The sequence below is a fragment of the Actinocatenispora rupis genome (assembly GCF_016861975.1).
GTDB lineage: Bacteria > Actinomycetota > Actinomycetes > Mycobacteriales > Micromonosporaceae > Actinocatenispora > Actinocatenispora rupis.
Window position 1 is genome coordinate 21,057 of the sequence record NZ_BOMB01000020.1, and the last position, 26,276, is coordinate 47,332.

The 26,276-nt window shown below is 73.3% G+C and carries 28 protein-coding genes and 1 pseudogene; 13 read left to right on the forward strand and 16 right to left on the reverse strand.

Going from position 1 to position 26,276, the window contains the following annotated elements; translation table 11 throughout:
* Window positions 1–9: 9 nt before the first annotated feature.
* Both Aru02nite_RS17615 and kdd read right to left on the reverse strand, forming a co-directional pair.
* On the reverse strand, window positions 10–1,536 hold the full coding sequence (locus Aru02nite_RS17615; protein WP_203658839.1) for an amidohydrolase: 1,527 nt from the start codon (window positions 1,534–1,536) through the stop codon (window positions 10–12).
* A 71-nt stretch (window positions 1,537–1,607) separates the two neighbouring features.
* Entirely contained in the window at window positions 1,608–2,630 is a 1,023-nt protein-coding gene (gene kdd, locus Aru02nite_RS17620) for an L-erythro-3,5-diaminohexanoate dehydrogenase (protein WP_203658841.1), read from the reverse strand.
* 129 nt (window positions 2,631–2,759) lie between these two features.
* Here kdd and Aru02nite_RS17625 point away from each other — a divergent pair, with 129 nt between their 5' ends.
* A complete protein-coding gene (locus tag Aru02nite_RS17625) occupies window positions 2,760–4,232 on the forward strand; it encodes a KamA family radical SAM protein (protein ID WP_239076755.1) in 1,473 nt (490 codons plus the stop codon).
* Window positions 4,233–4,241: 9 nt separating this feature from the next.
* Here Aru02nite_RS17625 and Aru02nite_RS17630 read toward each other — a convergent pair whose 3' ends face one another.
* Both Aru02nite_RS17630 and Aru02nite_RS17635 read right to left on the reverse strand, forming a co-directional pair.
* Window positions 4,242–5,330, reverse strand: coding sequence for a winged helix DNA-binding domain-containing protein (locus Aru02nite_RS17630; RefSeq protein ID WP_203658844.1), 1,089 nt, complete (start codon window positions 5,328–5,330; stop codon window positions 4,242–4,244).
* Window positions 5,327–6,367 carry an MDR family NADP-dependent oxidoreductase gene (locus Aru02nite_RS17635; RefSeq protein ID WP_203658846.1) on the reverse strand — a complete coding sequence of 347 codons (1,041 nt, stop codon included), beginning with the start codon at window positions 6,365–6,367 and terminating at the stop codon, window positions 5,327–5,329. The genes Aru02nite_RS17630 and Aru02nite_RS17635 overlap by 4 nt, the downstream gene beginning before the upstream one ends.
* 93 nt (window positions 6,368–6,460) lie before the next feature.
* Here Aru02nite_RS17635 and Aru02nite_RS17640 point away from each other — a divergent pair, with 93 nt between their 5' ends.
* Window positions 6,461–7,417, forward strand: coding sequence for a helix-turn-helix transcriptional regulator (locus tag Aru02nite_RS17640; protein WP_203658848.1), 957 nt, complete (start codon window positions 6,461–6,463; stop codon window positions 7,415–7,417).
* A gap of 100 nt (window positions 7,418–7,517) precedes the next feature.
* Here Aru02nite_RS17640 and Aru02nite_RS37595 read toward each other — a convergent pair whose 3' ends face one another.
* On the reverse strand, window positions 7,518–7,697 hold the full coding sequence (locus Aru02nite_RS37595) for an SDR family oxidoreductase (protein WP_373324898.1): 180 nt from the start codon (window positions 7,695–7,697) through the stop codon (window positions 7,518–7,520).
* 13 nt (window positions 7,698–7,710) lie between these two features.
* Window positions 7,711–7,791: pseudogene (locus Aru02nite_RS37600) on the reverse strand (SDR family oxidoreductase); the annotation flags it as partial.
* Window positions 7,792–7,974: 183 nt separating this feature from the next.
* On the opposite strand from Aru02nite_RS37600, the gene Aru02nite_RS17650 reads away from it, so the two are divergent.
* Both Aru02nite_RS17650 and Aru02nite_RS17655 read left to right on the forward strand, forming a co-directional pair.
* Window positions 7,975–8,148 carry a hypothetical protein gene (locus tag Aru02nite_RS17650; RefSeq protein ID WP_203658852.1) on the forward strand — a complete coding sequence of 58 codons (174 nt, stop codon included), beginning with the start codon at window positions 7,975–7,977 and terminating at the stop codon, window positions 8,146–8,148.
* A gap of 82 nt (window positions 8,149–8,230) precedes the next feature.
* A complete protein-coding gene (locus tag Aru02nite_RS17655) occupies window positions 8,231–8,860 on the forward strand; it encodes a cation efflux transmembrane domain-containing protein (protein ID WP_203658854.1) in 630 nt (209 codons plus the stop codon).
* Window positions 8,861–9,095: 235 nt separating this feature from the next.
* Here Aru02nite_RS17655 and Aru02nite_RS17660 read toward each other — a convergent pair whose 3' ends face one another.
* A complete protein-coding gene (locus tag Aru02nite_RS17660) occupies window positions 9,096–10,535 on the reverse strand; it encodes an amino acid permease (protein ID WP_203658856.1) in 1,440 nt (479 codons plus the stop codon).
* A 346-nt stretch (window positions 10,536–10,881) separates the two neighbouring features.
* Between Aru02nite_RS17660 and Aru02nite_RS17665 the strand changes: the two genes are divergently transcribed.
* Both Aru02nite_RS17665 and Aru02nite_RS17670 read left to right on the forward strand, forming a co-directional pair.
* Window positions 10,882–12,168 (forward strand): styrene monooxygenase/indole monooxygenase family protein, encoded by a 1,287-nt coding sequence (locus Aru02nite_RS17665; protein ID WP_203658858.1) that lies wholly within the window; start codon window positions 10,882–10,884, stop codon window positions 12,166–12,168.
* 114 nt (window positions 12,169–12,282) lie between these two features.
* Window positions 12,283–13,155, forward strand: coding sequence for an SAM-dependent methyltransferase (locus Aru02nite_RS17670; protein ID WP_203658860.1), 873 nt, complete (start codon window positions 12,283–12,285; stop codon window positions 13,153–13,155).
* 203 nt (window positions 13,156–13,358) lie between these two features.
* Here the strand turns inward: Aru02nite_RS17670 and Aru02nite_RS17675 are convergent, their stop codons facing one another.
* On the reverse strand, window positions 13,359–13,742 hold the full coding sequence (locus tag Aru02nite_RS17675) for a nuclear transport factor 2 family protein (RefSeq protein ID WP_203658862.1): 384 nt from the start codon (window positions 13,740–13,742) through the stop codon (window positions 13,359–13,361).
* Between the two features lie 65 nt (window positions 13,743–13,807).
* Here Aru02nite_RS17675 and Aru02nite_RS17680 point away from each other — a divergent pair, with 65 nt between their 5' ends.
* On the forward strand, window positions 13,808–14,380 hold the full coding sequence (locus Aru02nite_RS17680) for a TetR/AcrR family transcriptional regulator (protein WP_203658864.1): 573 nt from the start codon (window positions 13,808–13,810) through the stop codon (window positions 14,378–14,380).
* A gap of 322 nt (window positions 14,381–14,702) precedes the next feature.
* On the opposite strand, the gene Aru02nite_RS17685 is transcribed toward Aru02nite_RS17680, so the two are convergent.
* Window positions 14,703–15,671, reverse strand: a complete 969-nt coding sequence (locus Aru02nite_RS17685; RefSeq protein ID WP_203658866.1) for an AraC family transcriptional regulator — start codon at window positions 15,669–15,671, stop codon at window positions 14,703–14,705.
* A gap of 136 nt (window positions 15,672–15,807) precedes the next feature.
* On the opposite strand from Aru02nite_RS17685, the gene Aru02nite_RS17690 reads away from it, so the two are divergent.
* Both Aru02nite_RS17690 and Aru02nite_RS17695 read left to right on the forward strand, forming a co-directional pair.
* Window positions 15,808–16,647 carry a Rossmann-fold NAD(P)-binding domain-containing protein gene (locus Aru02nite_RS17690; RefSeq protein WP_239076756.1) on the forward strand — a complete coding sequence of 280 codons (840 nt, stop codon included), beginning with the start codon at window positions 15,808–15,810 and terminating at the stop codon, window positions 16,645–16,647.
* A 48-nt stretch (window positions 16,648–16,695) separates the two neighbouring features.
* Complete coding sequence (locus tag Aru02nite_RS17695) at window positions 16,696–17,109, forward strand: DUF4267 domain-containing protein (protein WP_239076757.1); 414 nt, start codon at window positions 16,696–16,698, stop codon at window positions 17,107–17,109.
* A gap of 6 nt (window positions 17,110–17,115) precedes the next feature.
* Here Aru02nite_RS17695 and Aru02nite_RS17700 read toward each other — a convergent pair whose 3' ends face one another.
* The 3 genes from Aru02nite_RS17700 to Aru02nite_RS17710 form a co-directional block, all read right to left on the reverse strand.
* Window positions 17,116–18,261: an RNA polymerase sigma factor gene (locus Aru02nite_RS17700; protein ID WP_203658870.1), complete on the reverse strand. Its 1,146-nt coding sequence runs from the start codon at window positions 18,259–18,261 to the stop codon at window positions 17,116–17,118.
* The gene (locus Aru02nite_RS17705; protein WP_203658872.1) at window positions 18,258–18,668 is read right to left on the reverse strand and encodes a YciI family protein; all 411 of its coding nucleotides are present in this window, start codon (window positions 18,666–18,668) and stop codon (window positions 18,258–18,260) included. The genes Aru02nite_RS17700 and Aru02nite_RS17705 overlap by 4 nt, the downstream gene beginning before the upstream one ends.
* A gap of 78 nt (window positions 18,669–18,746) precedes the next feature.
* Window positions 18,747–19,247: a pyridoxamine 5'-phosphate oxidase family protein gene (locus Aru02nite_RS17710; protein WP_203658874.1), complete on the reverse strand. Its 501-nt coding sequence runs from the start codon at window positions 19,245–19,247 to the stop codon at window positions 18,747–18,749.
* Between the two features lie 195 nt (window positions 19,248–19,442).
* Between Aru02nite_RS17710 and Aru02nite_RS17715 the strand changes: the two genes are divergently transcribed.
* A complete protein-coding gene (locus tag Aru02nite_RS17715) occupies window positions 19,443–20,012 on the forward strand; it encodes a histidine phosphatase family protein (RefSeq protein WP_203658876.1) in 570 nt (189 codons plus the stop codon).
* Between the two features lie 467 nt (window positions 20,013–20,479).
* Here Aru02nite_RS17715 and Aru02nite_RS17720 read toward each other — a convergent pair whose 3' ends face one another.
* From Aru02nite_RS17720 to Aru02nite_RS17730, 3 genes are read right to left on the reverse strand one after another with little or no spacing between them, the layout of a single operon-like run.
* Window positions 20,480–20,947, reverse strand: a complete 468-nt coding sequence (locus tag Aru02nite_RS17720) for a group II truncated hemoglobin (RefSeq protein ID WP_203658878.1) — start codon at window positions 20,945–20,947, stop codon at window positions 20,480–20,482.
* Window positions 20,940–21,395 (reverse strand): Lrp/AsnC family transcriptional regulator, encoded by a 456-nt coding sequence (locus Aru02nite_RS17725; protein WP_203658880.1) that lies wholly within the window; start codon window positions 21,393–21,395, stop codon window positions 20,940–20,942. The genes Aru02nite_RS17720 and Aru02nite_RS17725 overlap by 8 nt, the downstream gene beginning before the upstream one ends.
* Window positions 21,396–21,404: 9 nt before the next feature.
* Window positions 21,405–22,586, reverse strand: a complete 1,182-nt coding sequence (locus Aru02nite_RS17730; protein WP_203658882.1) for an acyl-CoA dehydrogenase family protein — start codon at window positions 22,584–22,586, stop codon at window positions 21,405–21,407.
* Window positions 22,587–22,751: 165 nt separating this feature from the next.
* Here Aru02nite_RS17730 and Aru02nite_RS17735 point away from each other — a divergent pair, with 165 nt between their 5' ends.
* Both Aru02nite_RS17735 and Aru02nite_RS17740 read left to right on the forward strand, forming a co-directional pair.
* Window positions 22,752–23,573 carry a putative RNA methyltransferase gene (locus Aru02nite_RS17735; RefSeq protein WP_203658884.1) on the forward strand — a complete coding sequence of 274 codons (822 nt, stop codon included), beginning with the start codon at window positions 22,752–22,754 and terminating at the stop codon, window positions 23,571–23,573.
* A gap of 71 nt (window positions 23,574–23,644) precedes the next feature.
* Window positions 23,645–24,730, forward strand: coding sequence for an NAD(P)/FAD-dependent oxidoreductase (locus tag Aru02nite_RS17740; RefSeq protein ID WP_203658886.1), 1,086 nt, complete (start codon window positions 23,645–23,647; stop codon window positions 24,728–24,730).
* Window position 24,731: 1 nt separating this feature from the next.
* Here the strand turns inward: Aru02nite_RS17740 and Aru02nite_RS17745 are convergent, their stop codons facing one another.
* Window positions 24,732–25,196, reverse strand: a complete 465-nt coding sequence (locus Aru02nite_RS17745) for a MarR family winged helix-turn-helix transcriptional regulator (protein WP_203658888.1) — start codon at window positions 25,194–25,196, stop codon at window positions 24,732–24,734.
* A gap of 130 nt (window positions 25,197–25,326) precedes the next feature.
* Here Aru02nite_RS17745 and Aru02nite_RS17750 point away from each other — a divergent pair, with 130 nt between their 5' ends.
* Window positions 25,327–26,247: an NADP-dependent oxidoreductase gene (locus Aru02nite_RS17750; protein ID WP_203658890.1), complete on the forward strand. Its 921-nt coding sequence runs from the start codon at window positions 25,327–25,329 to the stop codon at window positions 26,245–26,247.
* Window positions 26,248–26,276: the final 29 nt, after the last annotated feature.

Consider the following 26,276-nt stretch of genomic DNA (forward strand, 5'->3'; position numbering starts at 1 on the left):
TCCTACCTCCTACGTGTCGTCACGGAAGATCGTCACACCGTCGCGTACGGTCCGCACGCAGCGTGGCAGCGGCGCGTCGTCGGCCAGCTCCGGCAACCCGCCGACCAGGCGGTCGGCCACGTCGAACACCGCGAGGGTGGCGGGCGCGCCCGGCGCCAGCAGCCCGGCGTCGTCGCGGCGCGCCGCCCGCCAGCCGCCGCGGGTGTGCGCGGCGAACGCGGTCCGTACGGTGAGGCGCTGCGCCGGGTTGTGGTGCGCGACCGCGGCGCGCACCGTACCCCACGGGTCCAGCGGCGTGACCGGGCTGTCGGAGCCGAACGCCAGCGGCACCCCCACCCCGGCCAGCGACCCGAACGGGTTCGACGCCAGCGACCGCTCCAGGCCCAGGCGCGTCTGGTACATCTGGCCGGCGCCGCCCCACAGCCGGTCGAACGCCGGCTGCACGCTGGCGGTCAGCCCGTACTCGACGAGCCCGGCGATGAGCCGCTTGTCGAGGATCTCGACGTGCTCGACGCGGTGCCGGGCGTCGCGGATCCGGTCGATGCCGAGTACTTCGGCGGCAGCGGCGAACCCGGCCAGTACGGTGCCGATCGCGGCGTCGCCGATCGCGTGCATGCCGCCCTGTACGCCGTGGGAGGTGCAGTCGACGATGTGCGCGGCGACCTGCTCGGCCGACAGGTACGCGTGCCCGCAGCCGCCGGCGTCGGCGTACGGCTCGGTGAGGTGCGCGTCCTGCGAGCCGAGTGCCCCGTCGGCGTACAGGTCGCCGGCGGCGCCGGCCGCGCCCCACTCCCGGACCTTCGCCGCCGCGCCCACCTCGCCCCAGTAGCCGACGATCTCCGGGTACGACCCGTCGAGGGCCAGCAGCTCGGTGAAGTCGGTCTCCGAGGAGGTGGCGGGGCCGCCGCACTCGTGCAGGCAGGCGATGCCCAGCGCCGCGGCCCGGGCCAGCGCGGCGTGCTGCGCGGCGTGCCGGGTCGTGTCGTCCAGCGCGCCCAGCGCCGCGGCCCGCAGGACGTCCTGCGCGTCGATGGTGTGCCAGCCGCCCGGGTCGTAACCGGGGACCTGCGCCAGGTCGGGTACCAGCGCGGTCAGGGCGCCGGTGCACAGCGCCGAGTGCCCGCTGATCTGCGACAGGAACGCCGGCCGGCCGCCGGCGGCGCGTTCCAGCTGCGGCAGGGTCGGCTTCGCGGGGTCCGGCCAGGTCGACTCGTCCCAGCCCTGCCCGAAGATCAGCGCCCCGGCCGGCAGGCCCGCCGCGTACGCCGAGACCGCGTCGAGCAGCTCGCCGGCCGACCGTACTGCGGTGAGGTCCAGGGCCACCAGCGCCAGGCCGGTGTCGGTCACGTGCGCGTGCGCGTCCACGAACGCCGGCGTCACCAGCGCGCCGGCCAGCTCCACGGTCTCGTCGGGGGTACGCGGACAGTCGTCGTCGGCGCCGACCCACACGATGCGGTCGTCGTCGGTGAGCAGGGCGGTGGCGTGCGGGTCGGCCGGGCTGTACACCCGGCCCCCGCGGTACAGGGTCGCTGCCATGTGCTCCAGTCTTCCCCGCCGTCGGTCCGTGTCCCACCCGGGCCGCCGCCCGGTCTCCCCCGCCGCCCGGGTCAGCCGGCCAGCCGCGCCGCGAACAGTCGCCGCACCCCGGGCTCGGCGCGCAGCAGTTCCAGCGCGTACGCGGCGTGGCCGGGCACGTAGCCGTTGCCGACGAGCATGGTGACGTCGGCGGCGAGCCCTTCGGCGCCCAGGGCGGCCGCGGCGAACGAGGTGGCCATGGAGAAGAACACCACCGTGCCGCCGCTCGCCGTGGCGAGGATCGCCCCGTGCTCGCAGCCCGGTACGTCCACGCACACGACCGTCACGTCGGCGGGCGTACCGACGGCGGCGGACAGGGCCACCGGGTCGCGGGCGTCGGCGACCGCGACGACGTCGGCCAGCCCGGAGTCCCGCAGCCGCGCCGCCTCCGCCTCGTTCGGCACCACCCCGACGGTACGGGCGGCGCCGGCGCGGCGGGCTGCCGCGAGCGACAGCGCGCCGCTCTTGCCGGCGGCGCCGATCACGCACACCGTCGGCGCGGTGCGCTGCCCGACGACCCGGGCGGTGAGCGCCGGCGCGCCGCACACGTCGTACACGGCGAGCGACAGTTCCGGGTCCTCGTCGTCGGGCAGTACGGCGGCGATGGAGCGGCCGAACAGGATGGCGTGGCCCTCGGCGGGGACCTGCTCGCCGAGGCCGTCCCAGCCGGCGAGCCCGTCGGTGACGCGCAGCGGCGTGAGCGTCAGCGACACCAGGGTGGCGACCCGCTGCCCCACCGCCAGGCCGAGCGGCGAGTCCGCGCCGACCTCCTCGACCGTACCGATGAGCATGCCGCCGGAGCCGGTGACCGGATTGTGCATCTTGCCGCGCTTGGCGATGATCTCGCACACCTCGTCGCGGATGGCCGCGCCGTCACCGTCGTGCTTGGTGGCGAGCTGCCGGTAGCTGGCGGCGTCGAGATTGAGCCGTTCCAGCCGGATCCGCACCTCGCTGGCACTGATCTCGGGGCGGTCGTCGAGCCGCTGCGCGGCCTGCGGCAACACACCCACCGGTTCCAGTACCCGGTGCAGCCCCACCGGCGAGTCCACGACCATGCGACGCCCCCTCCGTACCCAACGTACCGTGCCAGGAAATCCTCCGGCAGGATAGTGACTCGTCAAGAAGAATTCCACTAGGCTTGCGTTATGGTTCCGGCAGCAGGCGACGCGACGAGGGAGGACACGGTGAGCGGAGACGGGACGCGGGCGACCGCGGGGGCACCCGACACGGCGGGGCAGGACCTGACCGACCAGCCGTACGAGTACCGGCGCGCCGAGCTCGTCGAACCGGACTGGACCCGCCTGCCCGGCTGGCGCGACGTCACCGCCGCCCAGTGGCGCTCCGCGCAGTGGCAGCGCGCGCACTGCGTCAAGAACGTCAAGCAGCTGCGCGGCGTCATGGGCGACCTGCTCGACGACCGGTTCTACGACGACCTGGCCGACGACCAGAAGCACCGCGCCACCATGTCGATGCTGCTGCCGCCGCAGATGCTCAACACGATCGTGCCGGCCGCGGTGCCCGACACCGACGCGTTCTACGCCGACCCGGTCCGCAACTACATGCTGCCGGTCGCCTCCGACCGGCGTACGGACTGGCCGAGCCACCCGCACGCGACCCGCGACTCGCTGCACGAGCACGACATGTGGGTCGCCGAGGGCCTCACCCACCGGTACCCGACGAAGGTGCTCGCCGAGCTGCTGTCCACCTGCCCGCAGTACTGCGGGCACTGCACCCGGATGGACCTCGTCGGCAACTCCACCCCCACCATCGACAAGCTGAAACTCACCCTCAAGCCCGTCGACCGGTACGACGCGATGATCGACTACCTGGGCAAGCACCCCGAGGTACGCGACGTGGTCGTCTCCGGCGGCGACGTGGCCAACGTGCCGTGGAAGAACCTCGAAGCGTTCCTGATGCGGCTGCTGGCGATCGACACGATCCGCGACATCCGGCTCGCCACCAAGGCGCTGATGGGCATGCCGCAGCACTGGCTGCAGGCCGACGTCGTCGAGGGCCTGGAACGCGTCGCGCGCACCGCCCACCGGCGCGGCGTCAACCTCGCCATCCACACCCACGTCAACCACGTGAACTCGGTGACGCCGCTGGTCGCCGAGGCCGCCCGCACCGCCCTCGACGTCGGCGTACGCGACGTGCGCAACCAGGGCGTACTCATGCACGGCGTGAACGCCACGGCCACCGACCTGCTCGACCTGTGCTTCGCGCTGCAGGGCGAGGCGAACATCCTGCCGTACTACTTCTACATGTGCGACATGATCCCCAACGCCGAGCACTGGCGGGTGTCGGTCGCCGAGGCGCAGCACCTGCAGCACGCCATCATGGGCTACCTGCCCGGGTACGCCACCCCGCGGATCGTGTGCGACGTGCCGTTCGTCGGCAAGCGCTGGGTGCACATGCTCGGCGACTACGACCGCGAGCGCGGCGTCTCGTACTGGACGAAGAACTACCGCACCGGCATCGAGACCGCCGACCCGGACGCGCTGACCCGCACCTACCCGTACTACGACCCGATCCACACGCTGCCCGAGTCCGGACAGCAGTGGTGGCGCGACAACTACCCCGCCGACACCGCCGCCGCGCACGCCGCCGCCGAGGCGTCCCGTGCGGCGGCGGCCCGGGAAGCGGCGCTCACCCCCTGACCTGGAGGCTCACGGTGTGGCGGCGCGGTAGGACACGTCCGTGCCGCCCACGAACGGCAGCAGCCGGTGCGCCTCCTGCTGCACCGCGTCCCGGTCGTACGCGGGCAGCGGGCCGAACGCGGTGAGTTCGATGGTGCCGTCGGTCAACCGCCAGCTGCCGCGGACCCGGCCGTCCACCAGGAACGTGGGCAGTACGCGGGCCTGACCGGGCATCACGCGGGCGCGGTCCTCGTCGCCGATGATGCGGGTCCGGTCGGCGTGCCCGAGCAGGGCGTTGTCGTACGCGGGCAGCAGCCGTACGGGGGCGGGCGTGTCCGCGGCGGGCAGTACGGCGTCGCCCAGGTCGACCAGCTCCGTACCGTCGGGGCCGCGGTGGTGGCGCAGCTCGGCACGCATGTCGGCGACGATCTCGCCGAGCCGGGTCAGCCCGGACCACGCCTGCACGTCCCGGACGCTGGCCGGGCCGAACGCCGCCAGGTAACGGCGGACGAGATCGGCCACGCCCGCCGGCTCCATCGGCCGGCCCAGCCAGACCTCGGCGGGCGTGACCGACACCGCCGACCGGGTACCCCAGCCGCCCCAGGAACCGGTGGCCGGGCCGTGCACCAGCGGCGCGCGGAGTTCGACCTCACCGGCGAGGACGCGCCCGTCCCGGCCCGGGTACGCCTCGGCCAGCCGCCGCGCCAGCTCCCGGCGCGGTGTCGTACCGGCCGCGAGCACCTGCAGGCCGGTGGCGAGCAGCGCGGCGGTGTCCAGCCCGGCGCTCGCACGGGTGAAGTACGCCGAGCGGGCGGTGCGGTCCAGGACGGGCTGGAGTACCGGACGCAGCCGGCGGAAGTCGTCGGCCACCGCCAGATGCTGCGTGCTGCGCAGCAGACCCGAGCGCACCACCCTCCGGTCCGCCAGCAGCGCCGTGAGCTGGGCGTGGGTGAAGCCGTCGATCCGGCTCCACAGCCCCACGTACGGCCAGTTGGGTTCCTGCGCCTGCACCGCGACCAGCCGCCCGATCACCTCCAGCGGGCCGCGACCGGTACGGGCCAGCAGGTGTTGCCGGTCCAGCAGGGCCCGGTTCAGTACCGCCGTCGACAGTGTCGTCATGTCAGCCGTACCGAGACGGTGCCCCGGTAGGAGCCGGCCAGCAGCGACAGGAACGCCACCGGCACGTCGTCGATCCCGCCGGTGACGACGGTCTGTGGGAAGACGAACCGGCCTTCGGTCAGCCAGGTCGTGACGTGTTCGCGCCAGGCGGCGACCTGTTCGGGGGTGTGGTGGCAGGAGAACGGCAGCAGCGTCACGCCGCGTGCGTCGGCCGCGGCGCGGTCGGGTACCGGGAAGCGGTCGGTGGCGTCGCCGAGTTGGGTGGACAGCGACCCGCACAACGCGAACCTGGCGCCGGGCCGGGCAGCCTGCAGCGCGGCCTCGTACTGTTCGCCGCCGACGGTGTCGAAGAACAGTGTGATGCCGTCGGGGGCGAGTTCGGCGAGCTGTTCGCCGCCGACGGTGTCGAAGAACAGTGTGATGCCGTCGGGGGCGAGTTCGGCGAGCTGCTCGGCCGGCCCGTCGTGGTAGTCGAACGCGGCGTCGAAGCCGAGTTCGTGGATCAGGTAGTCGACTTTCGCGGGGCTGCCGGCGGAGCCGATGACGCGTGCGGCGCCGCGGCATCGGGCGATCTGCCCGGCGAGGGAACCGACCCCGCCGGCCGCCCCGGACACGAACACCACGTCGCCTTCCCGGACGCCGGCGACGTCGACCATGCCGTGGAAGGCGGTCGGCCCCTGGCCGAGGTGGTGGCCGGCATCGGCGTCGGGGCCGAGGCGGGTGTACTGGCCGGCGGCGCCGGCCGAGTACTCGCTCCAGCCGGTCGTCGAGAAGACCCGGTCACCGGCGGCGAGGTCCGGGCTGTCGGACCGGACGACGGTACCGACGGCGGCGACGCCGACCCGTTGTCCTGGCCGCCAGGCCGGTACCGGGAGGGTGCAGTCGGCGCGCATCAGTTCCAGGTAGGTGGCGGCGAGCCCGATCTGGTCGGTCCGGACCAGTACCTCGCCGTCCACCTCGGTCGTGGCGAGCGTGAAGTGCTCGGGTGTCGGCGCGCCGGTGATCGGGGCGGCCAGTCGGATCTCGCGGCTGTGCATGTGCTGCTCCTGACGGTTGCTGCGGCTGTCGGCACCGACCCTAGGGATCTCACCGGCCACTTTCTGACCGGAAGGTGCGCGAGGATGGTCGGCATGGCCAACACCAGCTCCCGGGCGCTCCGGCTGCTCTCGCTGCTGCAGACCCACCGGCACTGGCCCGGAGGCGTACTCGCCGAGCGGCTCGCGGTGTCCGAGCGGACCCTGCGCCGCGACGTCGACCGGCTGCGCGAACTCGGCTACCCGGTCCGCGCGTCCCGCGGCACCGACGGCGGGTACCAGCTCGCGCCCGGCGCCGTACTGCCGCCGCTGCTGCTGGACGACGAGGAGGCCGTCGCGCTCGCCGTGGGCATCGGCGACGCGGCGCAGAGCGGCATCGACGGGATGCGGGAGGCGTCGCTGCGCGCGCTCACCAAGCTGGTCCAGGTCCTGCCGTCGCGGCTGCGTACCAGGGTCGACACGCTGCGCGCGACGACGTACTCGGTCGCCGCGGCCGGGCCGGTCGTCGCCGCCGACATCCTCACCACGGTCGCCCAGACCTGCCGCGACCAGGAACGGCTCCGGTTCCGCTACACCGCCCGGGGCGCCGCCCGTACCGAACGCGAGGTCGAACCGCACCGCCTGGTCGCCGCCGGCGGACGCTGGTACCTGGTCGCCTACGACCTGACCCGCCACGACTGGCGCAGCTTCCGCCTCGACCGGCTGACCGGCCCCGCCCCGACCGGCGCACGGTTCCGGCCGCGGCCACTGCCCGCCGGCGACGCCGCCGAGTTCGTCCGGGCGGCCGGCGGGGCGCCCGACCCGTACACGGTCGAGGCGCTCGTCCACGCCCCCGCGGCCCGGGTATGTCGGATCGCCGGCCAGTGGGCCACCGTCGACCCCGTCGACGACGACACCTGCCGGGTCACCATGACCTCGACCTCGCTGGACTGGCCCACCCAGGCGCTCGGCAACGTGGGCGCCGAGTTCGAGGTACTCGGCCCGCCGGAGTTCGCCGCGCACGTACGCGAGTGGGGTGCCCGTTTCCTCCGCGCCACCGCCGATCACCCCTGACCCTCCGCGCTGGCCACCGGGCATTGACGAGAACGCGCCGCCCCCGGCATCACTCCACAGTGGACAGATCGGCGGCGGGGGTCAGCGCCGCGACGGGCGGCTACGTTGGGCGGGCGTGGATGCCGAGGTCGGCGGAGACGACCAGGTTGTCGCCGGTGACGTAGCTGGCGGCGTCGGAGGCGAGGAACGCGACGGCCTCGGCGACGTCGGCCGGTGTCCCGACCCGGCCAAGCGGTACGTCCGCGCCCCAGGCGGCGACGGTCTCCGCCGGAACACCCAGCCTTGCCGTAGGCGGGGGTGTCGATCACGCCGGGGCTGACCGCGTTGACGCGGATCCGGCGCGGCGCGAGTTCGAGGGCCAGGGACCACTGCACGCCACCCCCGAAGACGCCCTCGAACGGTTCCGCTCGGGCACCGCGCCGACTCGCTGCGCGCCGCGTACCTGGGGAAACGGGTGCGCTGCCAGGAGGAGGTCCTGCCGCTGCTCGAAGCCCTGCTGGCGGACCGGGCAGGCGCGGGCCGTCGTCGCGACCGCGTTCGCGTGCTTCGACGCCGCCGTGGCGACCTGGCTGGAGGCCGACGGCAACGGCGACATCCTCGGCCTGTACGACCAGGGTCTCGCCGCCGTACGCGCCCGACGCCCCGCCGCGGACGTGGTGCCGGTACCGGTGCGGTCGGGTCCGCGCGCCGTGGCTCGTAGCCTGCCGTCGAGTGCTAGCCCGGCCGGATGATCAGGCGTCGGCGACGTGTACTCCTGGAGGCAAGGCACCGTCCAGCCACCGGGACCGGCGACCCAGACGGCAGTATGGGCCGGTGACCGTGACCGACGAACAGACCGGGCGGCGCCTGCTGCGCCGCGGGTACGCGCTGGAATGGGCAACGCTGGGCTGGAACGTCATCGGCATCGTCGTGTTGGCCGTCGCCGCGATCCGCGCCCGGTCGGTGGCGCTGGCCGGGTTCGGGCTGGACTCGCTCATTGAGATCGGCGCCTCGGTAGTGGTGGTCTGGGAGCTGTCCGGCGTGGGAGCCGCCCGGCAGCGGCGGGCGCTGCGGCTGATCGGTGCCGCGTTCGCCGCGCTGGCGCTCTACCTGGCGGTGCAGTCCACGGTGGTACTGGCCACCGGTTTTCATCCACACCATTCACCCGCCGGGATCGTCTGGACCGCCGTCACTGCGGTGGTGATGTTCGCGCTGGCGTTCGGGAAGGCCCGCACCGGCGTGGCGCTGGGCAATCCGGTACTTGCTACTGAGGGGCGGGTCACTCTGGTCGACGGCATCCTTGCTGCCGCGGTGTTGGCGGGGCTGATGCTCAACGCGGCGGCAGGCTGGTGGTGGGCCGACCCGCTCGCCGGGTACGTGTTGGTGTTCTACGCCGCGCGCGAGGTGCGTGCCATCTGGCGCGACACCAGCGGCCCCGGCGAGTCAGCGGCCGATGGGGGCTGAGGTGCTGCTGGCTGCGGCCGGCAGGCTTCGGCGTCCGGCTCGCTACAGGCGGCCCCGGCCGCGGGCACTCCGGCGCGGACCGACCTGTCGGCCTTTGCAGGGTGCAGTGCCGGTGCCCACGCCGGTCCCGCCATCGCGAGAGCCACGAGGTCGCCGGTCGTCCTGCGCGCGGCCCGCTCAGCGGCCGGGCGGGGGCTGAGCGGGCAGGTGTCCATTGTGGACGTTGCCGGGTGGGTCAGGCGGGGTCGGAGGCGACCGGTGCCGGTTCGGCGTCGGGTACGGGGGCCGCGCGGGTGGCGCGGCGCCGCCGGACCAGCAGGTACGACGCCAGGATCAGCACCATCGCGGGGATGCCGACCTGCCAGGCGATCGAGTACCCGGGGACGAAGGCGGTCAGGACCACGACGAACACCGCGTACGCCAGCGCCACGACGGGGATGACCGGCCCGCCGGGCAGCCGTACCGGGGCGGGTGGTGCACCGTCGGCGGCGCGGCGGCGCCGGAACGCCAGGTGCGTGACGAAGATGATCATCCAGACGACCAGGCCGGTGAACAGTGCCGCGCCGAGCAGCATCGGGAACGCCAGGCCCGGCGAGGCGACCGAGGCGACCAGCGCGGCGAGCAGTCCGATCGCCGACGCCAGCACCGCCGCGACCGGGGTACGGCGCCGGCCGAGCCGCCGCAGCCGCTTCGGCGCGTACCCGTCGAGGGCGAGCGAGTGCAGCATCCGGGTCGCCACGTACAGGTTGGTGTTGGCGGTGGACAGGGCGGCGGTGAGGATGACGGCGTTCATGACGCCGGCCGCGGCCGGGATGCCGACCTGCGTGAACAGCCGTACGAACGGGCTCTGCCAGATGTGTTCGGCGCTGCCGGCCTGCCGCCACGGGACGATCGACACGACGACGGCCATGGCCAGCACGTAGAACAGCAGCAGCCGCAGGACGGTGCCGCGCGCGGCCCGCGGCATCTCCCGGGCCGGGTCGGTCGACTCGGCCGCGGTCATCGCCACCGTCTCGGTCCCCGCGTACGCGAGGGTCACCACGGCGAGGGCCATCAGCGCCGGCCCCGGCCCGTTGGGGACGAACCCGCCGTGGCCGGTCCAGTTGTGGAAGCCGACGGCGCCGTGGCCGCGCAGCCCGACCAGTACGAACACCACGCCGAACACGATGAACAGTACGACCGCGGCGACCTTCACCATCGCCAGCCAGTACTCGAACTCGCCGAACAGGCCGACCGAGGCGCAGTTCACGCCGACGACCAGCGCCGCGAACACCAGCACCGGGATCCACGCCGGCAGTCCGGGCAGCCAGTACTGCGTGTAGAGGGCGGCGGCGACGATCTCGGCGCCGATCACGACCACCATGCTCACCCAGTACGCCCAGCGCTGCACATAGCCGGCCAGCGGGCCGAGGTAGCGGTCGGCGAGGGCGCCGAACCCGCCCGCCTCCGGATGCACCGACACCATCTCCGCCAGCGCGAACGCCAGCGCCGCGGCGAACGCGGCACCGACCGCGAACAGCACCACCACCGACGGGCCGGCCATCGAGATGGCCTGCGCCGACCCGAGGAACAGCGCCGTGCCGAGCGCGCCGCCGACCGAGATCATCCGGATCTGCCGGGTACGCAATGCGCGGCGTAGACCGCCGGTGTCGGCCTGCCCGTCGCCGGTGTCCATCACGCACCTCCGTGCCGGTTGCCGGCCCGTGGGGTACCGGCCGTCCTCGTCGGGCGGATCCTACCGATCCCGGGCCGTGCCGGCGATGCAGGACCGTACCGGGTTGTCGCGTCACGTCCTGGGTCACACCTTCTTGGGCCCGACCGGTTCGGTGGTGTAAGTAACGGGGACCGTACTTTCCGCCCGATCAGTACCGTGGCCTCCGGTTCGCCCGGGGCCAGCCGGGCTTGAGGACCCCGGCCGGACCGCCCGCCCACGACGCGCCCGGCGTCCCCACCCCTGGCCGACGCCCCGTGACCGGCCGCCAACGCGGCGGCACCCGTACCCCCTCGTGGAAGGACCGCCCATGCACGACAGTCCGCGCATCCTCGTCGTCGGCGCCGGGCAGGCAGGGCTCGGCCTGGCCCGCGGCCTGCTCGCCCACGGTGTCGAGGTCACCGTCGTCTCGGCGCAGACCCCGCAGCAGATGCGGCGCCAGCGGCCGAGGAGTACGCAGGTGAAGTTCCCGCGCGCGCTGGCCGTCGACCGCCGCTGGGGCAACGACCTGTACGACGACCAGGCGCCGCCGATCACCGGCCTGCAGGTACGCGTGCCGGGCCTGCAGCCGCTGGACCTCGTCGGCCGCGGCCCGCTGGCCGACACCCCGGCCCGCAGCGTCGACCAGCGCCTGGTCATGCCCGCGCTGCTGGAGGCCGTCGAACGCGCCGGCGGCCGGACACGGTACGAGCAGGTCACCGACCTCGCCGTCCTCGCCGACGGGTACGACCTGGTGGTGGTGACGGCGGGCCGCGGGCCGCTGGCCGAGCGGTTCCCGGTCGACCGGCGATGGCAGCGCTACGACCGGCCGCAGCGGCACCTGTTCCTCGCGTACGTCGACGGCATGCGCGGCGTCGCCGATCCCCGGCTGCCCGGCCCGGGCGTGACGATGACGATGCTGCCCGGTGCCGGGGAACTGTTCACGATCCCCGCGCTCAGCGGCGACGACGCCGGCACCCGGCAGGTCGGGATGCTGCTGGTCGAGGCCGTACCGGGTGGGCCGCTGGACCGGTTCGGCGATGCGAACCTGGGCCCGGCCGAGGCGCTCGACACCGCGCGCGAGGTGTACCGGGAGTTCGCGCCCGCCGACCACGACCGGATCCGGACGGCGACTCCGGCCGACCAGTGGTCCACGGCGACCGGCGCGGTCCTGCCCACCGTCCGCGAACCGGTACTCGAACTGCCGAACGGGGTGACCGCGCTGGCCGCCGGCGACACCTGGGTGACGCAGGATCCGGTGGCGGCACAGGGATCCAACACCGCCACCGTCACCTACGGCGCGCTGCTGGACGCCATCCTCGGCCGGATCGCCGACGGCCGGGCGCTGGACGCGGCCTGGGCGCGCCGGTTCACCGCGCAACTGTTCGCCGCGACCCTGGCCCCCGCGGCACGGTGGAGCCTGTCGATGATCGCCCCACCCGACCAGGTACCGCCGCACGTGCCCGCGCTGCTCGCCGCCGGCGCCCGGTTCCCGCAGGTCGCCGACCGGCTCGTCGCGGGCTTCGACGACCCGGCGACGCTCGGCTGGTTCGCCGACCCCGACCGGGCACGCGAGTACCTGCGGCGGGTGGGGGCGGAGGCGCCGGTGAACGCCTGACCCGGCGGCGGGCCTCGCGTGGGCTCGACGCGCCGGACCGGGCCTGTAGATTGCGGCGCTGGACGCGATTCCTCGCGTCCGTGGCAGCTTCCCGACAACCAGGGGGATACCTCGATGACCACCCCGACCCGCGACTTCCGTGACGACACCCCGGCCACCTTCTACGCCGACATCGCCGAGGGCGGCGACGGCGCCACCACCACCTACCTCGACCACATGGGCGACTTCTGGCACCACGGCCGCCCCGAGCACGAGGCGGCGGGGCTCTCCCCCGAGCAGGTGGCACGGAAGATGGCCGAGGAGGTGGTGACGGCACTGGGCGTCGGCGCCGGCGACCTCGTCCTGGACTTCGGGTCCGGCCCCGGCGGCAGCACCCTGCACATGGCCCGCACCTCCGGCGCCCACTTCGTCGGCGTGTCCAACGCCGACGCCCTCAACCGCCGCGCCCGCGAACTCGCCGCCGAGGACGGCGGCAGCCGCGCGTCGTTCCTGACCATCGACTCCGCCGCGTACCGGGACTTCGCGTTCTGGCCCGACGGTGTCCTCGACGGCGCGACGTTCTTCGAGTCGGTCTGCCACCTCAGCGACAAGGACAAGTTCTTCCAGGCCGTGTACCGCAAGCTCAAGCCCGGCGCCGCGCTCGTCGGCGTCGACTGGGTGCAGCGCCCGTACGGTGACCTGCAGACCCCGGAGCAGATCGCCGAGTACATCGACCCGGTGTGCGAACACATCCGGCTCGCCGGGCTCGGCACCGTCGACAGTTACGCCGAGCAGATGCGCGACGCCGGGTTCACGGTCACGCACGCCGAGGACCTGTTCGCCGGGCAGCAGTGCTGGGGCAGCACCCCCGAGGCCGACCGGGAGAACTGGCTCAACCACGCCGACACCGAGTACAACCTGTTCGCGCTCGGCAAGAACGCCCTCGACAACGCCCGCGGTACCGGCGTGTTCAGCGTCGGCTACTGGATCGCCCGCAAGCCCGCGTAACGGCCGGCGTCCTGCCCGACGCGTCCAGCCCGAGCGCCGGGGAACCGGCGGGGTGGCGGGCCGGCCGTACCGGGTGGGCGGTTCCGGACCGGGCACGACCCCGATCAGGCCCGCCGCCGCCGACCGGTCCACCCGGTACGGCGGCGGCCCGCGGGTGCCTGGATCGGTTGGCGTACAGCGCATCCGCGCGAGCCGGCCGGGGGTCAGCGGGTGCGGGTGATGGTGTGCACGCGCCGTATCCGCCCGTCCGCCGCCAGGTCGGCGAACCAGTGCACGTCGGTGGTGATCTCGACGCCCTTGCGGGTCGTGGCCACCAGCGTGTACCGGGCGGCGACCCGGTCACCGGCACCGAACGCCTCGTGTACCTCGACCCGGCAGGACGTGACGTTCCGGCGGCTGGGCCGGGCGTGCGCGACGAGCTTCGCCCGGTCGAGCATGGTGCCGTCGTTGACCCACTCCAGGTCGGGCGTGTGGTAGCGGTCCACGACCGTGCCGGGGTCCTCCGCGGAGAAGGTCATCTCCGCCACGTACGCCGTCAGGTACTGCCGGATGTCGTCCTCGGCCGTCTCGGCCCTGATCCCCGCCATGCCGCCCTCCCCTGAAAATCTGACAACACTGTCAAGGTTAAGGCGAACCGGTAAGCTTGACAAGCGTGTCAGAGAACAAGCGCAGGCGGCGCGCCGACGCCGACCGGAACACCGCCGCCATCCTCACGGCCGCCGCATCCGTCCTCGCCGACCGGCCACACGCCAGCATCGACGAGATCGCCACCGAAGCCGGCGTCAGCCGCCAGACCGTGTACGCGCACTACACCAACCGCGACGCGCTGCTCGCCGCCCTCGTCGAGTACGTCAGCGGCCAGGTCGTCGCCGACCTCGACCGCGCCAACCTCGACGACGGGCCCGCCACCGACGCCCTGCGCCGGCTCCTCGACACCGCCTGGGCCGCGTTCGACCACACCCCCCTGCTGCTCACGACCGCCACCGGACTCACCGCCGAGCAGTCCGACCACGCACACGAGCCCGTCGTCGACCGCCTGCGGCGCCTCATCCGGCGCGGCCGCGACACCGGCGAGTTCACCACCGACCTGGACACCGACTGGCTCGTCACCGCCACCCTCGCCCTCGGCCACGCCGCCAGCGACTCCGCCCGTACCGGGGGGCTCGCGCGCGCACGCGCCGTCGACACGCTGCACCGCACCCTGCTCGCCCTGTACCGGGCCTGACCGGTCGGCGGCCTCGGCGCACGTTCGCCGCGGGCCCTGCGGGAACGGTGGAACGACGGCGGCACGTCGAGTGGTGGGAACCCATCTGAAACGGTGCTGCGCAAGGGAACCCCGACGCCATGAACGGTATCGCCGGACTGTCGGCGGCAGCTGCGACCATGCGCCCGTGACCGGCCCCGGGTACGTCTCCGACGCGTGACGACCTGTCCCACGGTGCGCGATTCTGAGCTGTCGCGGCTGGACGATCCGCGGCCGTTGCTGGCCGCCGTCGTACCCGACACCGACGGGGTGCTCGGGGCCTGCTGGGCTCCGTGACCGGCGGTCAGGGCGAGGGGATCCCGGCCGGCTCGGTGTGCTGCCGGACGGTGCTGGGCGGCGTGCCGTGCACGCGTTTGAAGGCGCGGCTGAACGCGGCGATGGAGTGGTAGCCGAGGCGGCCGGCGAGCTCGCCGACCGCGGCACCGTCGAGGAGCTGCTGACGCGCGAGATGCATGCGCCAGCGGGTGAGGTAGGCCATGACGGGTTCGCCGGCGGTCTGGGTGAAGCGGGCGGCGAAGGCCGAGCGGGACATGGTGACCTCGGCGGCGAGTGACGCCAGGGTCCAGGGGCGTGCCGGGTGCCGGTGGATCAGCGAGATGGCCTGGCCGATCTGCGGGTCGCGCAGCGCGCCGAGCCAGCCGGTCTGCGCCGCGGGGTCGTTCTCGATCCAGGACCGGATCGCTTGTACGACAAGGATGTCGGACAGCCGGGTGATGACGGTTTCGCCGCCGGGCCGCAGGGTGGTGGCCTCGGCGGCGATCAGCCGCAGCGTGGCCTGCAGCCATTCGGCCTCGGTACCGCGGGAGGCGTCCAGGTGCAGCAGCCGGGGCAGCAGCGCGACGAGTTCCCGCGCCGCCGGGTGGTCGAACCGTACGCCGCCGCAGACCAGGGTTCCGGGAGCGTCACCGCCACCGTGCCGCAGTACGGCGTACCGGTCGCCGAAGTACTCGTGTGGGAGCTCGACGACGTTGGGTGCGGCGACGCCCGGCTCGCTGCGCAGCCGGTGGCCCCGCCCGTGCGGAACGAGCGCAAGCTCGCCGGGACGCAGGGTCTGCACCCCGGCGCCGTCGACCTCCAGCAGGCCCTGCCCAGCGGTCACGATGTGGAACCACAGGTAGTCGGGTGTGGCGGGCACCGTGACCCCCCAGGGCTCGGTGAGCTCCGCGTGACAGTAGAAGGTGCCCGACAGTCGCAGGAAGTGCAGCGCCTGCCCGAGCGGCTCGGCCGAGAGTACGGAGTCGGTCGCGGTCACCGGTCCAGCATCCGCCAGCGGCACTCGATAGTCCAGTCGCCCTGGACGAACGAGCATGACACAGCGACGAACAGTCATGGCCAGTCCGGGAACGGCATCCAACACTGGACGTACGGCACAACCAGTGGAGGACGCCATGACGACAGACACGATCCTGGTACTCGGCGGCACGGGCAAGACCGGCCGCCGGGTCGCCGCCCGCCTGCGCAGCCGCGGCCACACGGTACGGATCGGTTCCCGCACCGGGCAGCCGCGCTTCGACTGGCAGGACGAGCACACCTGGGCGCCGGTACTGGCCGACGTGACCGCGGCGTACCTGGCCTACGCCCCCGATGCGGGGCTGCCCGGCGCGGCCGAGACGATCGGCTCCTTCGCCGAGACGGCGGTGGCCCACGGCGTGCAGCGGCTCGTCCTGCTCACCGGCCGCGGCGAGAGCGGCGCCCTGCGCAGCGAGCACGCCGTCCAACAGGCCGGGGCCGACTGGACGATCCTGCGGTCCAGCTTCTTCGCCCAGGACTTCAGCGAGGACGAAGCCTTCGCCGACAGCGTGCGCAACGGCACGCTGCCCTTCCCCTGGGGGCAGGTCGCCGAACCGTTCGTCGACCTCGCCGACGTCGCCGACGTCGCCACCGCCGCGCTGACCGAGGACGGCCACGCCGGCCGCCGCTACGAACTCACCGGCCCCCGACTGCTCACCTTCGCCGACGCCGCCCACGAGATCGCCGCCGCGACCGGGCGTGCCGTCACCCACCTGCCGATCACCGCGGAGCAGTTCGCGTCCGGGCTGGTCGCGCAGGGCGCGCCGGCCGACTTCGCCGCCCAGCTGACCGCCATGTTCGCCGAGGTACTCGACGGCCGCAACGCCCACGTCACCGACGGCGTACGCCAGGCCATCGGCCGCGAACCCCGCGACATCGGCGACTACATCCTCGACGCCGCCGCCCGCGGCGCCTGGACCCCCGTCACATCCCACTGACCACCACGACCCGACCCGCCCGGACCACCACGCACAAGGAGTACAACCGTGTCCCTGAAGACGATCAACACCGTCGTGACCGCCGCCTTCATCCTGTTCATCCTCTGGTTCGGCAGCGAGTTCATCCTGACCCCCGCAGCGACGGCGCCGACCTTCGGACTGCCGACCTGGCCGTCCGGCGACGGCGGCGGCTTCCTTGTCGTCAAGGGGATCCGCGACGTCGTCCTGGCGCTGGTCCTGGGCATTCTGCTGGTGACGGGCCACCGCCGGGCGCTCGGCTGGGTACTGCTCGTGGAGGCGCTCGCCGCGTACGGCGACATGTCCACCGTGCTCGCCCACCACGGCTCCGTGCTCACCGCGTTCGTCGTGCACTGCCTGACCGCGACACTGATGGTGGTCAACGGCCTGCTACTGCTGCGCGAGACCCGCAAGGTCACGGCCACCGCGGTCACGGCCGCCTGAGTCGGCTCAGGTACGCAGCCGGGTGTTGAGGCGGGCCGCCTGCCGGGTCAGATGGTCACGCTCGGCGAGATTCGACGCCGACGCCGCGGCCTCCGCGTACAGGCGCGCCGCGGTGGCCAGCTCACCGTCACGCTCGTGCAGGTACGCCGCGGCCGCGGCGTACCGGGGCAGCGCCGGGTCGAGCTCGGCGAGCGCGGCCAGCCCGGCGCGGGGGCCGTCCGCCTCGCCGAGCGCCACCGCACGGTTCAGCCGCGCCACCGGACTGTCGGTGAACCGCAACAGCTCGTCGTACCACTCGACGATCTGCACCCAGTCCGTCTCCGCCACGGTGCGCGCGTCGGCATGCAACGCCGCGATCGCCGCCTGCGCCTGGAACTCGCCGAGCCGGTCCCGGGCCAGCGCCGCCTGCAGTACCTCGACGCCCTCGGCGATCAGCCGGGTGTCCCACCGGCTGCGGTCCTGCTCCGCCAACGGTACGAGCGACCCGTCCGCACGAGTACGCGCCGGGCGCCGCGCATGGTGCAGCAGCATCAACGCCAGCAGCCCCGACACCTCCTCGTGCCGGGTGACGGCCGCCAGCTGGCGGGTCAACCGGATCGCCTCCGCGGCAAGATCCACATCACCCGAGTAGCCCTCGTTGAACACCAGATACAGCACCCGTACGACAGTCGCCACGTCACCGGGCCGGCTGAACCGAACATCCGACACCGTACGTTTCGCGCGGCTGATCCGCTGCGCCATCGTCGCCTCCGGCACCAGGTACGCCCGCGCGATCTGCCGCGTCGTCAACCCGCCCACCGCACGCAACGTCAACGCCACCGCCGACGCCGGACTCAACGACGGATGCGCACACAGGAAGTACAGCTGCAGGGTGTCGTCGACCTCCCCCGCCGGCCCCGGCGCCGGCTCCACCTCGACACGTTCCTCCCGGCGCCGGCGGGAACCGTCCGCCCGCGCCGCATCCAGAAACTTGCGCCACGCGACCGTGACCAGCCACCCCTTCGGATCACGCGGCTCCTCCACCGGCCACCGGCGCACCGCCTCCACCAGCGCGTCCTGTACGGCGTCCTCGGCCGTCGCGAAATCCGCCCCGCGCCGCACCAGCACTCCCAGCACCGCCGGAACCAGCTCCCGCAGCAGCGACCCGTTCACTCCGTCACCGTCGGCGCCACACCCCAGAACGGCCGCACCTCCAGCCACTCGTGCAACGGCCTCCCACCCGGGCCCGGCGCCGCCGACAACTCCCCCGCCAACTCCACCGCCCGGTCCCACGACTCCACATCCACCACGCACCAGCCGGCGATCAGATCCTTCGTCTCGGCGAACGGCCCGTCGGTCACCGGCGGCCGCCCCGCCCCGTCGTACCGGACGAACGCGCCACCCGGCGCCAGCGCCTGCTCGTCCACGAACTCGCCCGACTCCTCCAGCCGCGCCATGAAGTCCCGCATGAACTGCAGATGCGCATCCACCTCCGCCGGCGTCCACTCTTCCATCGGCGGATACTCCACCGTCGGCGCCGGCCCACCCCGGTAATGCTTCAACAACAGGTACTTCGCCATCACACACCCCTCACCCGTACGGCCAATGTCACCACGCTCACACCCGGGACGGAGCCACCGGCACGAACTCGACACCGGTCAGGCACCCGCACGCTCCGCCCGCCGCCGCGCCAACTCCGCCACCGCACTCGGCAACGTCGTCTCGAAATCGATCAACTTCGCCCACGTCGGCGTCACCACGATCCGCACCATCCCGTCGACGTACAGCGACCGCACCTCCGCCTCCCACTCCACCCGCTGCTCCGCCGACATCTCGTACGAACTCGTCTGCTTCAGGTACTCCGCCGGAATCCCGGCCACGTGATCCAACTCCGCGCGCCCCCGTACCAGCAGGATCCGCGGCGGATGCACCTCCGTGTCGATCGTCAACGCCACCGCCGGATTCGCCGCCAACGACGCCACCTTCGGCGCGTTCGGCGTCGTACACATCACCACCTGCGCGCCGTTCCACGCGAACGCGATCGGCACCACCCGCGGCGCCCCGTCCGCCGCCACGTACGCCAGGCGCGTCACGTCCCGCGCCAACAACTCCCGGCTGCCCGGCCGGTTCAGAACCTCGCTGACCTCGTCCGGTCGCATCGCCGCCTCCTCCGTCGCGTGGGCCACTGTCACACCCGGGACGGAGCCAACCCCACCACCTCGACACCCGACCCGCCGAATCCCAGAAAAATTCCGCACCCGAAAACACCCAGCCACCCCGGACCCACGTGTACGACGCCACACCCCGGCCCCGAACCCGACCCGCGCTACGTACCCATCGGCGAGACTGAGCACATGGCCGACATCGTCCTCATCCGGCACGGCGAAACCGAATGGAGCGCCACCGGACGGCACACCTCCACCACCGACATCCCGCTCACCGACAACGGCGAAGCCCAGGCCCGCGCCCTCGCCCCCGCCCTCGCCGCCCACCGGTTCGCCGCCGTCCTCTGCTCACCCCGCAAACGCGCCCAACACACCGCCGCGCTCGCCGGCCTCACCGTCACCGACACCGACGACGACCTCGCCGAATGGGACTACGGCAACTACGAAGGACGCACCACCGCCGACATCCACACCGACGCCCCCGACTGGAACCTGTGGACCGACGGCTGCCCCGGCGGCGAAACCCCCACCCAGGTCGGCGCCCGCCTCGACCGCGTACTCGAACGCGCCCGCGCCCTGCTCTGCGACGGCGACGTCGCCCTCGTCGGCCACGGCCACGCCCTGCGCGTCGCCGGCGCCCGCTGGATCGGCCTGTCCGCCACCGGCGGCGGACTCCTGCGCCTCGACACCGCCACCCTGTCCAGCCTCGGCTTCGAACACGCCCGACCCGTCATCGACCGCTGGAACGCCCCCGCCTGAGCTTCACGCGCCACTAACCGTCCGCTGTACGTACGCTCAGCGGGCGATTCCTACCGTTCTGGCGTGCACCTCCACCACCTCGCCCAGAACCGCCGCCACTTCCTCACCGTCATGGCACTCGGCCTGCTCGCCACCGCCGGCTGCGACACCACGGCACGGCCCTACATGCGGCCACCGTTCGGCGCACGCAACCCCGACACCGACGGCATCGCCGCCGACCTCGGCTACATCCGCATCCTCATGTGGGACGGCACCCTCGGCGACTCACAACCACTCACCCCGCACGGACTCATGGCCAACGCCCGACGCTGGATCCGCGGCGGGCCGCATCGTCCTCGGCCACACCAACCACCCCACCGTCACCCACCTGTACGAACAGAGCCAGCACCTCATCAGCCAACGCCGACTCGTGCCCGCCACCCTCGACACCCTGTTCGGCACCAGCCGGGCCACCGGATGAACCCCGCTCAGCCCTGCCAGGGCGGCGTCTGGTTCCAACCCCACCGCGGCACCTCCGCCGGACCGATCTCCGGCGGATCCTCACCCGAATACACCAACGCCATCCGCGTACCCCACTCGACGTAGTACGCGAACACCGCACGGAACTCCGGATCCGACGGCAACCCCACCTCGTCCGCCGAGTCCATCAACAACTCCACCCACCGACGTCGCTGCCGCTCCGTGATCCCCCGACCCAGATGCTGCCGCGCCATGTGCGGATGCCCACCCCGCCGCGCCGTGTACTCCGCCGGCCCGCCGAACACCTCCGCCAACCACATCGCCACGAACCGCGGATGCCGCGCATCCATCTGCGCGAACAACGGCGCCAACACCTCGTCCGCGGCCACGTGCCCGTAGAACGCCTCCGTCAACCGCTCCAACGCCTCCGGGCCACCCGCCCACGCCACGATCGACGGCGTCACCTGCTCACCCACCGGACACCTCCCCCGCCAACGGACGCCCCTCGTACGGCGTCGACAGCACGATCGTCGTCCGGTGCGTCACCCCCGCGATCGACCGGATCCGCTGCAACAGACCCTCCAGATCCACCGGCGAGGCCACCCGCACCTTCAACAGGTAAAAGTCCTCACCCGCCACCGAATAGCACGACTCGATCTCCGGCAGATGCGCCAACCGCTCCGGCGCATCGTCCGGCGCCGCCGGATCCGTCGGCCGGATCGCCACGAACGCCGTCAACGGCAACCCGAGCGCCGCATAGTCCACCACCGCCGAGTACCCACGGATCACGCCACGCTGCTCCAGCCGCCGCACCCGCTGGTGCACCGCCGACACCGACAACCCCACCCGCTCGGCCAGATCCGTGTACGACAGCCGCCCGTCCGCGGACAGCGCGGACACGATCGCTCGGTCGATCTCTTCCACGCCCAAAAGCTACACCGGGCCTCCGCCCGTCAACGCCCGCGCGATCACCACACGCTGGATCTGGTTGGTGCCCTCCACGATCTGCAGCACCTTGGCCTCCCGGAAGTACCGCTCCACCGGGTGGTCCGCCACGTAGCCGTACCCGCCGAGCACCTGCACCATGTCGGTCGTCACCCGCATCGCCGTGTCCGTCGCGAACAGCTTCGCCTTCGCCGCCTCCACCGAGAACGGCCGGCCCGCGTCCTTCAACCGCGCCGCCGACAACACCAGCGACCGCGCCGCCGCGATCTGCGTCGCCGCGTCCGCCAACAGGAACCCGACCCCCTGGAACGCCGCGATCGGCCGCCCGAACTGCTCCCGCTCCGCCGCGTACGCACACGCGTAGTCCAGCGCCGACTGCGCCAACCCCACCGCGCACGCCGCGATCCCCAGCCGGCCACCGTCCAACGCGCGCATCGCGATCCGGAACCCGACGCCCTCGCCGCCCAGCAACCGGTCCGCCGGCACCCGTACGTCGTCGAACGCGAGCTGCGACGTACGCTCCGCGCTCAGCCCCATCTTGCGCTCCGGCGCCTGCGGCACCAGCCCCGGCGACGCCGGATCCACCAGCAGGCACGAGATCCCTTCCGGGCCGGGCCCGCCGGTACGCGCGAACAGGTTGTAGAAGTCGGCGCATCCGCCGTGCGACACCCACGCCTTCGTCCCCGTCACCCGGTACTCGTCGCCGTCGGCCACCGCCCTCGTGGTCAGCGCCGCCGCGTCCGAGCCGCCCGCAGGCTCGGACAGGCAGTACGCGCCGAGCTGCTCGCCGCCCAGCATGTCCGGCAGGAACCGCTTGCGCTGCTCGTCGGTGCCGAACTCCGCCACCGGGAAGCACGACAGGGTGTGCACGCTGACGCCCAGCGCCACCGACAGCCAGCGCCGCGCCAGCTCCTCCACCACCTGCAGGTACACCTCGTACGGCTGGTCGGCGCCGCCGTACTCCTCCGGGTACGGCAGGCTCAGCAGCCCGGCGCGCCCCAGCGTGCGGAACACCTCGCGCGGGAACTCGCCGCGCGCCTCGAAGTCCGCCGCCCGTGGTGCCAGCTCGCCGTCGGCGATCTCCGCTGCCAGGCCGAGCAGCTCGGTGGCCTCCTCGGTCGGCAGCATCCGCTCCACCGCTACGGGTCGCGCTGCGCCCGGTGCGCTCATCGGTCCTCCCAGTCGACACGTGCACCGCCAGATAGCGGTGAGCTTAACGCTCGTTCGGGTCCGTGTCGCCGGTGCGATCTTGGGTTGTTACCAAGCGGTGTGGGTCGCACCGCGCGTAGGCTTCCTAGGAAGCTGGTATCAGTACGGGGGCGGCATGATCGGGGCGTGCTCGCCGACGCCCTGCCATACCTGTGCTGCCCGATCTGCGCCGCTGATCTCACCCTGTCCGACCGCAGCCTCCGCTGCCCCGCCGGGCACAGCTTCGACGTCGCGCGCCAGGGGTACGTCACGCTGCTCACCGGCTTCGCCGGCCCCGGTACGGGCGACAGCGCGGCGATGGTGGCCGCCCGCGCGGAGTTCCTCGCCGCCGGCCACTACTCCCCCGTCGTCGCCGCGCTCGCCGCGGCCGCCGACCCGGGCCCCGGCGCGGTACTCGACCTCGGCGCCGGCACCGGCCACTACCTCGCCGGTGTACTCGACGCGCTCCCCCACCGGGTCGGCCTCGCCCTCGACCTCTCCCGGTACGCGCTGCGTCGCGCCGCCCGCGCCCACCCGAGGATCGCCGCCGTCGGCGCGGACACCTGGCGACCACTTCCGGTGCGTACCGGATCGGTGGGGTTGGTGTTGAACGTGTTCGCGCCCCGCAACGCCGCCGAGATCCACCGCGTACTGGCCGCCGACGGGCAGCTGCTGGTCGTCACCCCCACCCCCGACCACCTGCGCGAACTCGTCGACGCGCTCGGCCTGGTCGGGGTGGACGCGGACAAGCCGCGGCGGCTCGCCGACGGGCTGGCCGGTTTCGAGCCGGGGGCCGCGCGGCGGGTGGAGTTCACGATGCGGCTCGGGCACGCGGCCGCCGCGACGGTGGTCGGCATGGGGCCGAGCGCCCGGCACCTGTCCGCCGACGCGCTCGCCGACCGGATCGCGGCGCTGCCCGACCCGGTGGAGGTCACCGCGTCGGTCACCGTCGCGGCGTACCGGCCCTGACATTTGTCGTTCGTACCACGAACCATTATTGTTTCTCGCGGAGAGGGACACCCCACGTGAGGAGAACACCGATGGCGCGCACCATCGCGGTGATCGGCGGCGGGTACGGCGGCGCCGCCGTCGCGAAGGCACTCGACACCGACCACGACGTGGTCCTCGTCGAACCCAAGGACGCCTTCGTGCACGCCGCCGCCGCGTTGCGCGCGCTGGTGCGACCCGACTGGGCCGAATCCATGTTCTTCCCGTACGAGCGGCTGCTGGCGCGCGGCACCGTGATCCGCGAGCGGGCCACCGCGGTGACCTCCGCGGGCGTCACCCTCGCCTCCGGCCGGTACGTGCCCGCCGACCACCTCGTCATCGCCACCGGCTCCGGCTACCCGTACCCGGCGAAGCCCGACACCGACGACACCCGCGAGGCGCTCGACCGGCTCCGCGACACCCACGCCGCGCTCGCCGACGCCGGCCGCGTCCTCATCACCGGCGCCGGCCCCGTCGGACTCGAACTCGCCGGCGAGATCCTCGCCGTGTGGCCCGACAAGCAGATCACCGTCGTCGACCCCGCCGACCGGCTCGTCCCCGGCTACCTGCCGGCGGTACGCGACGAGCTGCACCGGCAGCTCGACGCGCTCGGCGTACGGCTGCTGCTGGGCACCCGGCTCGCCGAGGACCCGCCCGCCGACCCCGGCGTGGCGAAGACGTTCACCGTCGCCAGTACCGGCGTCGAGCTGACCGCCGACATCTGGTTCCGGTGCCACGGCGTACGACCCACCGCCGACGTCCTGGCCGGTGACCTCGCCGGGGCACGCAACGAGCGCGGCGAGGTCCGGGTCACCGAACGGCTCTCGGTCGTCGGCCACGACCACGTGTACGCCGTCGGCGACGTCACCGACGCGCCCGGGGAGAAACGGGCCGGGGCGGCGAGCCGGCACGCCGCCGTCGTGGTAGAGAACATCGGCGCGCAGGCCCGCGGCGAGACGCCGACCGCCGCGTACCGGCCGGGCCCGCCGACGATGCTGCTGCCGCTCGGCCCGGACGGCGGCGTCGGACAGATGGCCACCCCGGACGGCCCGGTCGCCGTACCGACGTCCACGGTCACCGAGTACAAGGGGGCCGGGTTGATGATCGGGCGGTTCCGCGAGATGTTCGGGCGGGACTGAGTCAGCGGGTCTCGCCCGCCAGCTCCAGGAACACCACCGGCACCTCGTTGTCGGCGACGACCCGGCCCAGCAGCCCCGCCAGCCGGTCGCGCTCGTCGCCGGACAGGCCCGCCGGCAGCCGCTCCACCCGCCGGCAGGTCTCCGCGTAGAAGTCCTCGGCCAGGGTGGAGCCGGCCGCCGTCAACGCCACCCGTACGGCACGGCGGTCGTCCGGGTCCGGCTCGCGGTGCACCAGACCGCGCTGCGCGGTGCGGTCCACCAGGCCGGTCAGGCTCGACTTGGCCAGCCCGAGCACCGCACCCAGCTCACCCATCCCGTACGGCTTGGCCATCAGCACGCACAGCAGCTGCCCCTGCTGCGGCGTCAACCCGTACTCCCGCGCCGACTCCGCATACACCGCATTGACCAGGAACGACGACCGCACCAGCGCGGTCACCACACCCATATGCGGGCCCCGTTTCCCCATGCGCCCGAGAATACGTCCAGCACGGTTCGCGCCGCGAACCACGAATCACGTACGGGTGAACGGGCGCGCCGCCACCGCACCCGGCGTACCGTCGGGCCGGGACAACCACCGCCGTCGAAGGGACCAGCCGGTGCGCGCCGCCAGCTACGACTCGTACGCCGCCGACAACTCGCGCCTGCGGGTCGGTGACCTGCCCGATCCGCGCGTCGGCCCCGGCCAGGTCCTCGTCGAGGTCCGCGCCGCCGGCGTGAACCCGGTCGACTGGAAGGTCATGTCCGGCGGGCTCGACCCGATGATGGAGGGGCTGTTCCCGATCATCCCGGGCTGGGACGTCGCCGGCGTGGTCACCGACCGCGGCCCCGACACGCCCGAGTTCGCCCCCGGCGACGAGGTCATCGCGTACGCCCGCAAGGACGTCGTGCGCGCCGGCACGTTCGCGCAGTACGTGACGGTCGCGGCCGACCACGTCGCCCGCCGGCCCGCCGGCCTGTCCTGGGCGCAGGCCGGTGGCCTGCCGCTGGCCGGGCTGACCGGCCAGCGCAGCCTCGACCGGCTCGACGTCGGCCCCCGCGACATCCTGCTCGTCCACGGGGCGGCCGGCGGCGTCGGCGGGCTCACCGTGCAGCTCGCCGTCGCCCGCGGCACCCGCGTGATCGGCACCGCGTCGGCCGCCAACCACGAGTACCTGCGGGGGCTCGGCGCCGAACCCGTCGAGTACGGGGACGGGCTCGTCGAACGGGTCCGGGAGATCGCGCCCGGCGGCGTGACCGCGGTGGCCGACCTCATCGGCGGCCAGCTCGCCGCGACGCTCGCGGTCCTCGCGCCCGGCGGCCGGCACGTGTCCATCGCCGACCCGACCGTCGAGCGCCACGGCGGCCACTGGATCTGGGTACGCCCGGACGGCGCCGGACTCGCCCGACTCACCGAACTCGCCGACGCCGGCAAGCTGACCGTCGAGGTCGCCGGCACGTACGGGCTGGACCAGGTCGGCGCCGCGTTCGACCACAGCCGCGCCGGACACACCCGAGGCAAGCTCGTCATCACCCCGTAGCTGTCGTACCGGCATGGCAGGGTGGGCAG

Bases quoted from the DNA above. Each gene is read 5' to 3' on its own strand.
- Aru02nite_RS17705 (WP_203658872.1), bottom strand. From the start codon at position 18,668: ATGGCGAAGTACCTGTTGTTGAAGCATTACCGGGGTGGGCCGGCGCCG.
- Aru02nite_RS17715 (WP_203658876.1), top strand. From the start codon at position 19,443: ATGGCCGACATCGTCCTCATCCGGCACGGCGAAACCGAATGGAGCGCC.
- kdd (WP_203658841.1), bottom strand. From the start codon at position 2,630: ATGGTCGTGGACTCGCCGGTGGGGCTGCACCGGGTACTGGAACCGGTG.
- Aru02nite_RS17665 (WP_203658858.1), top strand. From the start codon at position 10,882: ATGCACGACAGTCCGCGCATCCTCGTCGTCGGCGCCGGGCAGGCAGGG.
- Aru02nite_RS17710 (WP_203658874.1), bottom strand. From the start codon at position 19,247: ATGCGACCGGACGAGGTCAGCGAGGTTCTGAACCGGCCGGGCAGCCGG.
- Aru02nite_RS17660 (WP_203658856.1), bottom strand. From the start codon at position 10,535: ATGGACACCGGCGACGGGCAGGCCGACACCGGCGGTCTACGCCGCGCA.
- Aru02nite_RS17615 (WP_203658839.1), bottom strand. From the start codon at position 1,536: ATGGCAGCGACCCTGTACCGCGGGGGCCGGGTGTACAGCCCGGCCGAC.
- Aru02nite_RS17640 (WP_203658848.1), top strand. From the start codon at position 6,461: ATGGCCAACACCAGCTCCCGGGCGCTCCGGCTGCTCTCGCTGCTGCAG.
- Aru02nite_RS17635 (WP_203658846.1), bottom strand. From the start codon at position 6,367: ATGCACAGCCGCGAGATCCGACTGGCCGCCCCGATCACCGGCGCGCCG.
- Aru02nite_RS17740 (WP_203658886.1), top strand. From the start codon at position 23,645: ATGGCGCGCACCATCGCGGTGATCGGCGGCGGGTACGGCGGCGCCGCC.
- Aru02nite_RS17690 (WP_239076756.1), top strand. From the start codon at position 15,808: ATGACGACAGACACGATCCTGGTACTCGGCGGCACGGGCAAGACCGGC.
- Aru02nite_RS17745 (WP_203658888.1), bottom strand. From the start codon at position 25,196: ATGGGGAAACGGGGCCCGCATATGGGTGTGGTGACCGCGCTGGTGCGG.
- Aru02nite_RS17730 (WP_203658882.1), bottom strand. From the start codon at position 22,586: ATGAGCGCACCGGGCGCAGCGCGACCCGTAGCGGTGGAGCGGATGCTG.
- Aru02nite_RS17675 (WP_203658862.1), bottom strand. From the start codon at position 13,742: ATGGCGGGGATCAGGGCCGAGACGGCCGAGGACGACATCCGGCAGTAC.
- Aru02nite_RS17630 (WP_203658844.1), bottom strand. From the start codon at position 5,330: ATGACGACACTGTCGACGGCGGTACTGAACCGGGCCCTGCTGGACCGG.
- Aru02nite_RS17670 (WP_203658860.1), top strand. From the start codon at position 12,283: ATGACCACCCCGACCCGCGACTTCCGTGACGACACCCCGGCCACCTTC.